This window comes from Neptunomonas sp. ABH4_499, from assembly GCF_056160565.1.
This window is the reverse complement of the sequence record NZ_JBSWXK010000010.1, coordinates 96,082-109,646: the sequence shown is the minus strand read 5'-3', so window position 1 is coordinate 109,646 and position 13,565 is coordinate 96,082. Positions and strand designations below refer to the sequence as shown.

10 protein-coding genes and 1 pseudogene are annotated in these 13,565 nt (G+C 45.9%); 3 read left to right on the top strand and 8 right to left on the bottom strand.

The window, feature by feature from the left end; translation table 11 throughout:
- The first annotated feature begins 23 nt into the window (after positions 1–23).
- Complete coding sequence (gene chrA / locus ACXAF9_RS11955; RefSeq protein ID WP_475074407.1) at positions 24–1,319, top strand: chromate efflux transporter; 1,296 nt, start codon at positions 24–26, stop codon at positions 1,317–1,319.
- Between the two features lie 7 nt (positions 1,320–1,326).
- On the opposite strand, the pseudogene ACXAF9_RS11950 reads toward chrA, so the two are convergent.
- Positions 1,327–1,660, bottom strand: a pseudogene (locus tag ACXAF9_RS11950) (DMT family transporter).
- 141 nt (positions 1,661–1,801) lie between these two features.
- Between ACXAF9_RS11950 and ACXAF9_RS11945 the strand changes: the two are divergent.
- A complete protein-coding gene (locus ACXAF9_RS11945; protein WP_475074405.1) occupies positions 1,802–2,350 on the top strand; it encodes a rhomboid family intramembrane serine protease in 549 nt (182 codons plus the stop codon).
- On the opposite strand, the gene ACXAF9_RS11940 is transcribed toward ACXAF9_RS11945, so the two are convergent.
- From ACXAF9_RS11940 to ACXAF9_RS11910, 7 genes are all read right to left on the bottom strand, one after another.
- A complete protein-coding gene (locus ACXAF9_RS11940) occupies positions 2,338–3,255 on the bottom strand; it encodes a DMT family transporter (RefSeq protein ID WP_475074402.1) in 918 nt (305 codons plus the stop codon). The genes ACXAF9_RS11945 and ACXAF9_RS11940 overlap by 13 nt on opposite strands.
- 74 nt (positions 3,256–3,329) lie before the next feature.
- A complete protein-coding gene (locus ACXAF9_RS11935) occupies positions 3,330–4,724 on the bottom strand; it encodes a PepSY domain-containing protein (protein ID WP_475074400.1) in 1,395 nt (464 codons plus the stop codon).
- A 2-nt stretch (positions 4,725–4,726) separates the two neighbouring features.
- Positions 4,727–6,814, bottom strand: coding sequence for a TonB-dependent receptor (locus ACXAF9_RS11930; RefSeq protein WP_475074398.1), 2,088 nt, complete (start codon positions 6,812–6,814; stop codon positions 4,727–4,729).
- A gap of 429 nt (positions 6,815–7,243) precedes the next feature.
- Positions 7,244–8,071 carry a hypothetical protein gene (locus tag ACXAF9_RS11925; protein ID WP_475074396.1) on the bottom strand — a complete coding sequence of 276 codons (828 nt, stop codon included), beginning with the start codon at positions 8,069–8,071 and terminating at the stop codon, positions 7,244–7,246.
- A 9-nt stretch (positions 8,072–8,080) separates the two neighbouring features.
- Positions 8,081–8,224 (bottom strand): hypothetical protein, encoded by a 144-nt coding sequence (locus ACXAF9_RS11920; protein WP_475074393.1) that lies wholly within the window; start codon positions 8,222–8,224, stop codon positions 8,081–8,083.
- Positions 8,225–8,493: 269 nt separating this feature from the next.
- The gene (locus ACXAF9_RS11915; protein ID WP_475074391.1) at positions 8,494–9,321 is read right to left on the bottom strand and encodes a hypothetical protein; all 828 of its coding nucleotides are present in this window, start codon (positions 9,319–9,321) and stop codon (positions 8,494–8,496) included.
- Between the two features lie 10 nt (positions 9,322–9,331).
- Entirely contained in the window at positions 9,332–12,508 is a 3,177-nt protein-coding gene (locus tag ACXAF9_RS11910) for a toxin VasX (RefSeq protein WP_475074389.1), read from the bottom strand.
- Between the two features lie 399 nt (positions 12,509–12,907).
- Here ACXAF9_RS11910 and ACXAF9_RS11905 point away from each other — a divergent pair, with 399 nt between their 5' ends.
- Positions 12,908–13,072: an SMR family transporter gene (locus ACXAF9_RS11905; protein WP_475074387.1), complete on the top strand. Its 165-nt coding sequence runs from the start codon at positions 12,908–12,910 to the stop codon at positions 13,070–13,072.
- Positions 13,073–13,565 lie beyond the last annotated feature (493 nt).

The following is a 13,565-nucleotide window of genomic DNA, read 5'->3' as shown; positions in this document are numbered from 1 at the left end:
TTGCAATGTAGCACTGTGGAAAGGTGGGCTCAAGTTTGGAGGTCAATGCGTTAACGCGTTTGTCATCTTTCCGTCATATTCTGGTTCTTTTTATTGATGAATCAGACGTACCCATGTCATCCATTAACGAGCATCCAGCCACGCCCTTATCCCAACTGTTTTTTATCTTCCTGAAACTGGGTTTCACCGCCTTTGGTGGGCCAGTGGCGCATTTGGCCTTTTTCCGCGAAGCCTTTGTTGAAAAACGTCAGTGGCTCACCGATGCGCAGTACGCCGAGTTGGTCGCGTTGTGTCAGTTTTTACCGGGCCCTGCCAGCAGTCAGGTGGGTTTAGCGATTGGTTTGATGCAAGGCGGCGTTCGCGGTGCCTTGCTTGCGTGGGCGGGGTTTACCTTGCCCTCGGCACTGTTTTTAATAGCGGCCGCCGTGCTCTTTAGTGCCAGCGACAGCGGTGCGTTTGCCGGTGTGCTGCATGGTTTGAAGCTGGCGGCCGTTGCGGTAGTGATACATGCACTCATCGGTATGGGACGAAGCCTTTGCCCAACACTCAAAACGCGTGCTTTAGCATTGGCGAGTGCCTTGGTACTTTTGATCACTCCGTCTGCTTACAGCCTTGGTATGCAGTTTGTGGTGATTTGGGCAGGCGCCCTGTTTGGGTTTTATGCGCTCAAAGGTGGGGTTAATACCGGTCAGCCGTTACCTGCTATGCTCTCACGCACGGTCGCTTTTATCGCGATTGGATTACTGCTATTAGGGTTAATCGGCCTGCCCATCGCAGCCCGTGTGTGGCCCAACGAGACACTAACGGTCATAGACAGCTTCTTTCGGGTTGGCAGTTTGGTGTTTGGGGGCGGACATGTGGTGTTGCCCATGCTTGAGACGGAGACAGTTGCCAAAGGGATGATCAGCGCCGATGCGTTTTTAGCCGGGTACGGATTGGTGCAAGCGGTACCTGGGCCCATCTTCACTTTTTCGGCGTTTTTAGGTGCCATATTACCGGGGTTTGCCTCGCCTTGGGTCGGTGCTTTGGTGTGCCTAATCGCGATGTTTCTCCCCTCTTTTTTGATGGTGTTTGCCCTGTTACCGTTTTGGGCCAACATTAGTCATCTAAGTGGCATACGTCGCATGTTGGCGGGGGTTAACGCCGTTGTGGTGGGGCTGTTGGCTTCGGTCTTAATCAACCCCATTGCGACCAACAGCCTCCATAGTATTGTTGATGTGATGCTAACCGCTATCATCACCATAGCGCTGTTCAAGCGCTGGCTGCCGGTATGGGCCTTGGTGGTGTTAGGCGCAGGGGCTGGCGCGCTGCTGTTTTAAGTCGCCGTCAGTGACCTTGGGTGTTGGAGAACAAATTGATCACCAGCACGCCTAATAGGATGAACGCCATGCCCAGAATGGCCGCAAGATCCAGCTTTTGACCAAACAGCCACCAACCGATGATCGCCGTTAACACGATGCCAAGCCCGGCCCAAATCGCATAAGCGATGCCGACCGACATCACTTTTAGATGTCAGCGATAAAAAATAGAAGGCCAACGCATAACCTGCGACCACCAAAATGCTGGGGCCAATTTTGGTAAAGCCTTCGCTGGCTTTTAACGCCGAGGTCGCGATCACTTCAGAGACAATGGCCGCAAGCAAAATAAGCCAGGTTTTCATAATGCAGGTCATCCTTATGCTGTGTTGCGCCTTAAGCGCTGGCGTCACCATACCACAGCCCAAATGGATATCGTCTTACAACGCTGTGTTTTAGAATAGCGCTCTTGTTACACGCATCGCTCACCAGTAAAGGACACAAAGATGACAAAGTGGACCAAACACCTTGTTGGTATATTGCCGCTCATCGCCATTATGTGGGGGGTGTTTTTTGTGAATCAGATTCTCCCTGGCATCGATCTTAATCACCTTGGGATCATCCCTAGACGTATTTCAGGCTTAATCGGGGTGATCTGCTCGCCTTTTTTGCACGCCAACTGGATGCACCTTGTCTCCAACACCATGCCGTTATTGACCTTGCCGGTGCTGCTTTCCATCTCGGAAGGCCGACGCAAAATGTGGAAGATCGTCTGGCTCGGGATTCTGATCTCTGGCCTGTTCACCTGGGTGGTCGGCACCAGCAATACCTTAGTAGTTGGCGCATCAGGACTGGTGTTTGTGTTGATCGGTTATCTTTTGGCTGACTGTTTATTCCACCCCTGCGCGCGCAGCGTTCCTATTGGGGTCATCACCCTGATCTTTTTTGGTGGGAGTGTCTTTTCCTTGTATCACTTTCAAGCCAACATCTCGCTGGCGGGACACGCAGGTGGATTACTAGCGGGGATCTTATTAGCAAAGCGTTACGGTAAATGACGCTGCGCCTTCGATGCCGCAAGGCCCGCCTGCAGTACTAAGCAAAGTAAGATGAGTCCCATCCCCACCCAACCGGGTAAGTTGATCACCTCACCCAGCAGCCATACCGCTAAACTGGCGGCAATAACGGGCTCCAACAATGTCATTAAGGTGGCTTGGCTGGCGGCGACCGATCTCAGTCCGTAGCCAAAGGCGAGATACCCGATAAACATGGGTAAAAAAGCGATGTAGAGGACCGAAAACGCATTGATCGATGTGGCAAAAAGGTTTTCCCCCGTAAACCAGAGAGACGGCAGTAAGATCACCGAAGCGCCTGCAAACAAGCTGGCCATGGCCGCGCGTGAGTCAATTTTGGCATCAATCATGGTTTTTGCCACAAAGGAATACACCCCGTAACTGAGGCCCGCTAATAACCCAAGCCCGACTCCCAAAAGATGAACAGCTTCCTCACTATGAACGGAGCTGGCCCCTTTGTTCATCGCCAACAAGGTAATGCCCACCACACCGATCAGTAAACTGATGACCCAAAGGCGAGATGGCACCCTTTTGCTGATCAGACACTCCAACAATACGGTAAAAAACGGCGCACTGGCCAACGAGACCACATTACCAACTGCAACACCCGAGTAACGCATGGCCGAATAAAACGCCAGTGGGTAGATCACAACACCCAAGACCCCCAAACACCACGCCAATGGTAAAGCACGAATCTTACCGATGTCCCGTTTGAGTAAGCGCAAGGACACCAGAGTTTGCAATAGCCCACCCACACCCATCGAGAAGGCACCTACTGCTAACGGGCTGACGTCTGGAGCAAAGCTTGATGCAATGCCCGTGGTGCCCCATAAAAAGCACGCCAGCAGAATGGCCAATTGCCCGTGAAGCGATGGTGTGTGTGTGGTCATAACGAACGCTCATCCTAAAAGATCAGCGTTAGTGTACGTGTGTTTGGATATAAAATTATGCAGAAAAGACGCTTTTATAGGTTAAGGGGACGTTTTTTCTTACTCTGTCTTCTAACCCACATCACACCACCCAGCAAAGCAGTACTCGCTACACCGAGAATGAACACAGCCATTACGGCATCTCGTCCGTTTTTGCCCAGTCCATCTAAAAAGCGCCATTTATGCAGATAACGAAACACCCACGTAAACCAACGATCCTCTTTGTGGGCGACAACCGAGATGACCGCATCGCGCACATCCACAAAGACGGTTCGGGTTCCATCTTCTAAAGCCATAACCGGCAAGCGCTTATCAATGAACCCATAATCTGGATGCTGATTAAACCGTGTGACCCACTGAGTTGTGATCTGCGCATCCACATTCAGTTTGGCCGCATTGGCCAACGACAGCGCAAAGTGACGGTCAAGGCCGGGGAGCACACGGCCATCCACCGCACTAACCCATTGATCGGGTGCACGCCCCATCATGATTTGCCAGACAGGCTCGCTCCCAAGCGTATGTATGACCGCGTTCGTAATGGCTGGGAATTGCGCTTGTAGTGCGGTAAAACCGATTTGAATATCAGCTCGTTGAACAGGCTGATCAACCCGAATACCGCGCTGTTCCGGCGTTTGTTTCTCCCACGTCTTGATCAATCCGCTTGAGGAAAACATCAGTAATGCCACACTGATAAACACCCCCGTGTACACGTGGGTTTTCGCAAGTTTGGCTTTCTTACGCTTTCGGATGGGCAGCACGCCGTACAGGTACAAACCACTTACCCCCATCACGCCACACAACCCACTTAACCCTAATAACAGGGGCGTTCGAAACGGGCTGTCAGGCTGTAAAAACGACCAGGTGTGCAGCGCCCTAAACCACCCCATTAGGTTACGGCGGGTCTGATTCTCAAGCGCCACCAGCCGATCGTGGCGGATGTCTACATAAGCCGTTAAGCCATCCTCCCGGTCAAAACGCACCTCAAAAACAGGCAGTATTCGATGAATCGGCTGATACTGATCTGAAAACTGAGTGATTAGCGTTACTGAGTTCACTTGGGCCTTGGGTTCACCGGCATACACCCTAGCTGATTGCACCGCATATTCGCGCGCCCCATCGGGGACTCTATGCCCTTGCACATCCCAAAACGACGAAGCTTCGGATGGCGAGTGCCATACTTGTAGAGTCGCTTGGCCATCAAGTTGCACAGGACGAATACCAGAGACGATGCTCGGTAGCGCGTCAGATTGCAGCGTGGCATCCAGAGCCCCCACCTGCTGCCAAGGTTCTTGCGGCAGCGCCCGTTGAGCAATGGGCGCGGCCGTCAGTCGCATCAAGGGGTGCAATAAACCGCTTAGCGAGAACATCAACAGCGGGATAAGGATGAACAACCCAACCCGCCGATGCCATTTAATCAATAAGCGTTTCATTGTTACCACTCGTATTTCATACCCAGGCGCACCGTGCGCTCAGCCCCCGGATAATACTTTTCGCGGCCGTAGCTGTAGTCAGTTTGATACGCGTATTGACGATCAAACAGATTCTCGACACGGCCAAACACAGTGAGCGATGGCGAGACGGCGTACTCCCCTTTAAGGTGCGCCAAGGTATAGCCTTTGCCTTTGTGTGTGTTGGCATCGTCCATCCAGTAATCACCAAAATGATCAAACGCCAGCTGGGTGGTTAAACCGTCCATCGCGCTCGGTGTCCACGTGATGGTAGCGGTCGCTTTGGTGTGCGGCGCTAGGCGCATCTCGTTGCCCGAGTAGTCGACATCGTTGTTAACGTAGCGATCAAACTCGTTGCGGGTATAGCTGTAGGCCAGCGCGGTTGTCCACTCGGGCGAGAGGCGATAAAAGAGTTCAAGCTCAACGCCTTGGTGGCTCGTTTCACCCGCATTGGTGCGATACGAGTCGTTGTTATCATCCTTAGCCGTCACGATCGCATCCTCAATGGACATATCGTACAAGGCTAGGGATAAGCGAAGATCATTCGCATGGTAGCGATAACCGACCTCGTACGTGGTGGAGGTCTCCTCCTCCAAACCGCCCACCAGTGACTTGCTGTCGCCGCTTTTTAGGTTATACAACGCGGAGCCGGTCGGCAGTGTGCTTGCTTGTGCCATGCGGGCATAAAGGGTGTGCTGATCATTGATCTGATAGACCGCACCCAACTTGCCGCTGGTGTTGTCAAAATCATCGCTACGATCCGCCAGCTGGCGATTGCCATAGCCATCGTCATCGGTTTCGGCTAAATGATTATCCAATGCAAATTGGCTGCGCTCGTATCGAAGGCCTGCTTCCAATGAAAGCTGATCCGTCACCACAAAAGTATGCTGCACATACGGAGACACGCTTTTGTAGGTGATCTCTAAATCGCGGTATTGGAAGCCCTTCACGTAATCGGTTGTGACACCTCGATAGTTAGTGATCGACACATCCAAAGGCTGGTAGCTTTCGCTGTCGTAGGTCGAGTGCTCATAATCGAGCCCAAACAGGGTCAAGCTGCCGTTGTCGTGCGTCCAGTTCAGCTTACTGAGCACACCATAGGTATCCACCGTAGTGTCACTTTGTGGTGTGTAAGACTGCCACGTCGCGATGTAATCATTGGTGTTGTGACGAAGATACGGGATCACGCTGAGCGACAGGTCGTCATTCACATAGTAGGTCCACTCCGCACTTAAACGGGCAAAATCACTTTCCCGAACCGGATCAACCGCCAGTACCGCGTCACTTAAACCTGAGCTCTCTGGACGAGTGCGGTATTGCTCCTTGGATAGTGAGCCTGCCATCTCATCGTTAGAGCGTGAAAGCTGCAACTGGGTTTTCAGCTCTTGGTTCTCGCTGATCTCCCACAGATGTTTGATCAACAGCTCTTTACGGTCACGTGCGGTGTGATCGCGCCAGCCGGAATCCTGAAGGGCCGACAGCGCCACCAAGTAGGCTTGGTTATCCCCCAAAGCATCGCTGTGTTGCAGGCGAATCTGCGCGTAGTCCTCTTCACCGGCCATCAGCGAGAACTGCCCTTCTGGGCTAAAGCTTGGATCTGGACTTAACACGTTGACCGTACCTGCCACCGCACCGGCACCGTACAAGGTGGTGCCTGCACCTTTGAGTACTTCGATGCGATCTGCGGATGTGTTGTAACTCGACCAACGAAGCCCGTTGTGGTTAAAAAATGCGTTGGATTGCAACGGAATGCTGTCTTGCAAGAAGGAGTAATACGCGCTGGTGGTGAGGGGCAGTCGAATCCCCGTATTGTGGGAGGAACTCCCCGACAGCTGGTTAATGGTAACACCCGCCATCCCGCGGGTGCTGTCCTGAATGTGCTGTCCTTGATCCAGCTCCAATTGATCTTGATGCGTGGATGAGATCGATACCGAGAGGTCATCTGCCGATTCTTCCAATCGGCTGGCGGTAACCACCAAGGTATCCATCTCTTGGTCTGCTGCGTGGGCAAGTTGCACGGCAAGGGTAAGCGCCGCAGGGGTAAACAGTCGGTAGAGCGTCCGATTCATCATGGCCTTATTATTCTCGTGGCGATTATTTAAACGCCGCGATTGTAGAGACCTAACCCGCCTATCAGCAGTGACATATTGTCGCAGGACTTTCGAAGAACGCCCTTAGTCGTATGCGATCTACAGCCTTATCTCCAATAATACCGAATCCTTTAAATACCCTTTCCGCTCTAATTTGGCTGATACCAACATGTAGACGTCCTTCTAACGGTGCCAACCTCAGTTTAATATTTCTAGCAAAGTTAAGCCTATCACCTCCTAAAGCTTGGGCCCAAGATTTAGGAGATTTAATATCGAGTATTTGAGATATATTGTGTGCAGCTACTTCTTTAGAGGTAGCGCCTAGTACAGCCCATGCTTCATTCTTGAAGTAAGGTGGGATATACACGGCGCTTAAGATGCTTAAACGCCGTGCCTAGGGCTGCGGCAAACTCAATGCGGTTGAGAGCCGCCATCTAACCCCGCTAAATACGCATCAATCTGTTGAAGGTACTTAGGGTCATCGACTTTCTTGTGCAAGAAGTATGGATACAAAGACAGCTCAAAAAACCAACGAAGGGGTTTGAGGTTATCATCCAGCGGCCTTATTTTATCTGCAGAATAATATTCATTATCCAACAATGCACACGTGATATTAAACTCTATTTGGTGACTCATGGAAGGAGACGGTGGATAAAAACCAAGATAGAACTTTTTCATCTTCCCCGTTGAAATAGACGTTAGCCAAATATTCGCGCAGCCGATCTCTTTGGGAGAAATAAGAAGCTCTCCATCATCTTGTCGGATCACCATTTCTTTTGGACCAGCATCACCCATCTTAAACAAGTAAACTTGCCCACGCCGGACCGTGTAGATGACTCTCCTTGATCGATCAACCACAAAAGGATGTGCTTTTGGATAAAAGAGAAAGAATAATATGCAATGGACAGGAAACAAGCTAACAAAAAATAGATTCCATATACTATCTGATAAATGTCTTGGTCGTACTTCATCTAGCATATAGCTACGAAATCCATTATAGTCACCATAAACTTTTTCATAGACTTTTTTATCGCGAATCCAATTCTTTTTCACAACTGATTCAAAATCAAAAATAAAAACATATTCTCTATAAGTTTTATCAAAGAAGTCTATTTTCGATTTTTCTTCACCATTTTTTGTACTTGTATAATCCGCAAACATTATCCCTGAAAAGAAAACAACCGCTACAATTATTGCTATTACCTTATTGGATCTTGAAAGGTACTCTGGTATTTTCATAAAAAACCTTTAAAAGAATTCGCTATTGGCCTCAAATTGGCCATTTGGTTCTCTAGATATTACAACACTTAACCTTTTATTCTTATGCCCTTTACCATATGTATCAAAATAATTTTTCTTTATTTTTACAACACCTTCAGAAATAAACTCCATCTGATATCGTTCGATGTTATGTTTCTTAATCAACTCACTGAATTGCGGCCCCATCAGGTGCACATCTAAAGTTGCTGTAATCTAGGTATCACCTCCTAAAGCTTAGGCCCAAGATTTAGGAGATTTAATATCGAGTATTTGAGATATGTTGTGTGCAGCTACTTCTTTAGAGGTAGCGCCTAGTACAGCCCATGCCTCATTCTTGAAGTAAGGCGGGATATACACGGCGCTTAAGATGCTTAAACGCCGTGCCTAGGGCGGCGACAAACTCAATGCGGTTGAGAGCCGCCATCTAACCCCGCTAAATACGCATCAATCTGCTGAAGGTACTTAGGGTCATCGACTTTCTTGTGCAAGAAGTATGGGTACAAGGACAGCTCAAAAAACCAACGAAGGGGTTTTAAATTATCATCCAGCGGCCTTATTTTATCTGCAGAATAATATTCATTATCCAACAATGCACACGTGATATTAAACTCTATTTGGTGACTCATGGAAGCAGACGGTGGATAAAAACCAAGATAGAACTTTTTCGTCTTACCCGTTGAAATAGACGTTAGCCAAATATTCGCGCAGCCGATCTCTTTGGGAGAAATAAGAAGCTCTCCATCATCTTGACGGATCACCATTTCTTTTGGACCAGAATCCCCCATCTTAAACAAGTAAACTTGCCCACGCCGGACCGTGTAGATGATTCTCCTTGATCGATCAACCACAAAAGGATGTGATTTTGGGTAAAAAAGGAAAAATAGGATGCAATGGACAGTAAAGAGATCAAAGAAAAAGAACTTTACGAGTTTATCTCCTAAACGGCTAGGACGATAATTAACTTTTAAGTGTTTATTAAAATTCTTATAACTTCCATATATGTCATGCTTAATTTTGGTATTTTCACTCCATATTTTTTTTGCTATCTTATCAAAATCAAAAATAAACAAATAGTCTTCATAGACCTCATTAAAAAAATCAACGCTATACTTTTTTTTCCCATTTTTAGTACTAGTGTAATCTCCATAAAGAACACCGCACGAAAAAACCATAGCTACTATAATAGCAATCACTTTATTTGATCTAGAAAGATACTCAGGTATTTTCATAAAAAGTCCTTTAGAAAAAATTACTATAAGCTTCGAACTTACCATTAGGTTCTCTAGAAATTACGACACTAAATTTTTTCTTTTTATGCCCTTTACTATATATATCAAAATAATTTTTCTTTATTTTTACTACACCCTCAGAAACAAACTCCATCTGATATCGTTCGATGTTATGTTTCTTAATCAACTCACTGAATTGCGGCCCCATCAAGTGTACATCTAAAGTTGCTGTTATTTTATCGATTTCTGATTCCTGAAAAATCATAGCGCAGTAGATGTATGCATCTCCTAATTCATCCACAAACACTTTAGGGCTAGAAATAAGGTCATAAAACCACCCTTGTTCTTTCTTTAAAAAATCATCGTAGTTTTCTGATTTCTTATCCACATAGTTAGTTCTATCTTTTACTCTATTTTCAACATAATCTCTATAAGTTTTATTCTGTTCAATTAAGGTATCTCTAGTTATACCCCAGTAATTATCACTAATCCCCCAATAACCAGCTTCAATCCACTTCTCAAAGTCATCAAAAGCAAATGTTTTTATAAAGGCACCACCAACAACAACAAGAAAACCGATAAACAAAAACAAAGGAACTGAAGACAACAGTAAAATTGAGCCAAGCAGGTTTAACCCATCCCCTACCTTTGCAATATTATCACGACTATTAAATGAATCATAAAGCTGCATACCAGCCATAAAAACACCAACAAGTCCGACACCTTTAAAAAACTGCTGGGCACGTATTTGGCTAATACCTATATGTAGACGCCCTTCTAGTGGACTTAAACGTAATTTTAAGTTTCTAGCAAACTCGTGGGCCTCTGGTCCAATAGCCACAGACCAATTTGCTAAAGCCTTTTTTGTAAATAGCTGTGCGATGTGATTTGCAGCTACTTCTGTTGCTAAAGCTGATCGTGCTCCTACAGCACGAGCACCACTGTAAACATCACTTGTTACATCGGCAAACATCTGTATAAGCTGTACACGCGGATCATTTACAAACCGTCCCGCATCTGTGTATGCACGATTTGGGTCATTCTTATGCTCTATAATGGAAAAAAGTGACACTAGTCCTAAAAACATACCAAAGCCGTTCTGGGCTATCTGGTAGTTTTGGTTGTACCGGAAGTGATTCATCCCCTCTTCATCTAGCTCAAACTGTACAATGGATTTGTACATGGTTTCGACTTGCCAAGACTTATTACCTTCATGCCTTGTAGTTGAGGACGTTTTCGGAGAATTATCTTCAAAACCAAACGTATCACCTGCGACAAAATTCAATTTATGTTGGTTTGTACCACCATGTTTCAATGTGTCTTCAAAATATGCTCTAAGATCAGTAATATGATCGATTTTTACTCTTTGAGGTACTATTATATTTCGGGCTAAATCTCCTGTTCTTACAACAGGTCCTCCAACATTAATAAATTTATAGTTCGTTTTTTTCCAACTTTTTTTATTTTTTTCATACACAAATTGCTGCGCAATTTCTTTTGGAAAAGAATTGATGGTCATGACGACAGCAACTTTAAAGTTTTTACCGATAGGCGTGTTTATATTGATTCCGCTAACCGAAGTATGAATCACACTAGACGCATGTTCTAGAACAACAACCAAGTTTTTTAAATGTTCTAATTTCTCACGTACTTTTTTAAAATCCTGATCATCAAGCCCCTCTAAAGACTTCTTGATCTCTTCATGCTCATCATAAAACTCTTCTTCCCCTTTATCATTTTTCCTTTTAAATATGTAGTATCCAAACAATTCGTTATGAACAATTTTTGTAAAAAGCGCGCCACTATGAGTCGTCGATAAAAGTCTATACGCTTTTGATACTGATTGAGCCAAGTACCGAACATAGTATGAGTTCTTTTCATCAAGACTCTTACCATCAATCTCTTGATTAATTCTATTTAATAAAGAAGAGAGGGAACTATCATCCTCAATTACCGTTAATTTCAACAGCGTTTTTATTAAATTGTTATCGATTCTTTTTTGCTCTTCTAAAGCCAATTCATATTTTGAAAACTCTTCTTCAAATTTAGGATGAAGTGGATCGTCCGCAAAGTAATCAAAAACTCGCCCTTCCCTTCGCGTTTGAGGTACATCCTTTGTTTCAAGAGTCCAATATTTACCACGATTATTAAAACCTTCTTTTCTTTTTCTAGTTAGGTATTTATATTTAACATCTTTATTCTGAAGGTTTCTAATCAACGTACCTATGGTTATCGCATATTCATTTTCTTCATAATATTGTGCAGCGATCGCTTGATATGCTTCAATGGTTCTTGCCACGTCTAAGTGGTACCCCATAGGATCATTAACAGCAGCAACAATTCCCATTTTTTCAGCGCTGTAGGTCGTCAAATACTTATCGGATTCAACACCTGTTGAGGTATACCTAAGTATATTTTCTAAAGCGTAAGGATCAGTGTCTACTTGGTTTAGGGGTTGATCAGCAAAGCAGTTCGTTCGCTGGCTAATTTCCTCAAGTGGGAAACAGTTTTGGCCAGACCTTTCAGATAGATTCATTTCTCGCATGAACAATCTACGAGCATCCATGTCTCGACTTATGACTTCAAAAAGATCCCCTGGCCAACGATCTTCACTATAGGCAACCCAACACGATTTTCGGTCTTTGTTAACAAAAGCAAAGGGATACCGACGACCTTCTAGATCAAGCGTCCATTCGCTTTTTGCACCATTCTTCCATGTATACTTTGTGAAACTGTAGATCGACTGTCCTTTATTAGGGTTCTTACCATCACTCGTAGAACCGTTCTCATCATCGACATTTGTTTCGTACCAAAACACCTGCCACGTGTCTTGATCATCTAAAACGTAAAGATACCCTCTTCGAATCCTGACCAATTCGTAGCCTTCATGTGAATTAACATCGGTAGGAATAGTGGGTATGGGATCACCTTCAGCAAAACCCATTAAGGTTTGTGCCGTAAACACGTACCTCATGGGGAAGATAGGAATCATATTTTTGTCTACGGACGAGTACTTAGCTTCGACTTTACGACCAAAAATAGTACCGCCTTGCCCTTTCGTATTTGGAGACTTGGCGGGGGTATTGACCACAGGCTTTAAGTTTCTAGCCCGTTGAATCGCTTCGCTTTCAAAAATGCTTTTATTTACGTCTTCAATACTGCTGACTGTCGACTTATCCTTATCCATGACTTCCCTTCCGAGCTTCCTGCCCAAGACAAAAACGCTATTGTAGTGGTCTGAACCTTCTCAAACCACCCACCCCCACCAAAATAGGAATTTTGCTTAGTCCTTCGTGAACAATGGCAACGATTAATTGCGCCCACCGTACGGTGTGCCGCTCTCGACATGCTGCTATGGTGGAGGGTAAACGCACGATCTTGACGGATTTGGGTCTACACCCTTACGAGGTCTTGAACGACACACAACGATAAGGCTTGAGCACGCGTGCAAAACCTGCGCGGCATCGAGCTAAAAAAATGACAAGGGCTGATGATCATGCAGCTGAACATCAATAATCAAAACTACGAGATAGCATGGCGTGTAAATACTTTTGGCTTTTTCCACGAATGTAAGAGAGACACGATCATGAGTTGGGTATATCTGTTGTTGGCAGGCATAACCGAAATCGGCTGGCCTGTGGGCTTAAAAATGGCGCAAACCGGCGCATCAAAATGGCAAGGTATTCTGTTTGCACTGGTGTGCATGGCGGTCAGCGGTACGTTTTTATGCGTTACGCTGGGGCCATGTTGATCCTATTGGGCGTTGTCGTCCTTAAATTGGCGCACGCTTAGATGCAAAAGTGCCCAGCTTGATTCATGAGCTGGGCTTATAAACCCATTCAGTTTTTATCCATAGTGGCGATAGCTTCGCTTCTGACCCGCTAAGGTTTAGCTAAGCACTCGCCACACAGGCGTTAAGGCTGTAAATTGTCCCAGTAAAGACGCGATGCGAAGTAAGCTGATTTTGACTTACTTTATGGAAGTGCTATTAAGGTCATGTGATGCGATTCAAATCTATAGTATTCCTATTATGTTTTTCAGTTATCAGCATTCTTTTAGCCAGTTGGCTCGTCCATAACCCGAGTATTTACCCAACACTACCGAAGGAATTCTGGGAATGGATGCTCAATTTGTACGACGCACAATCCCAAGAAGACATTGCTGATCTCGAGTTTTTAGTGCCTGCTGTAACTATCTTTCTTGTGCTTTCTATGGGTTACGCTTTGATTGCTAAACGTAAAACA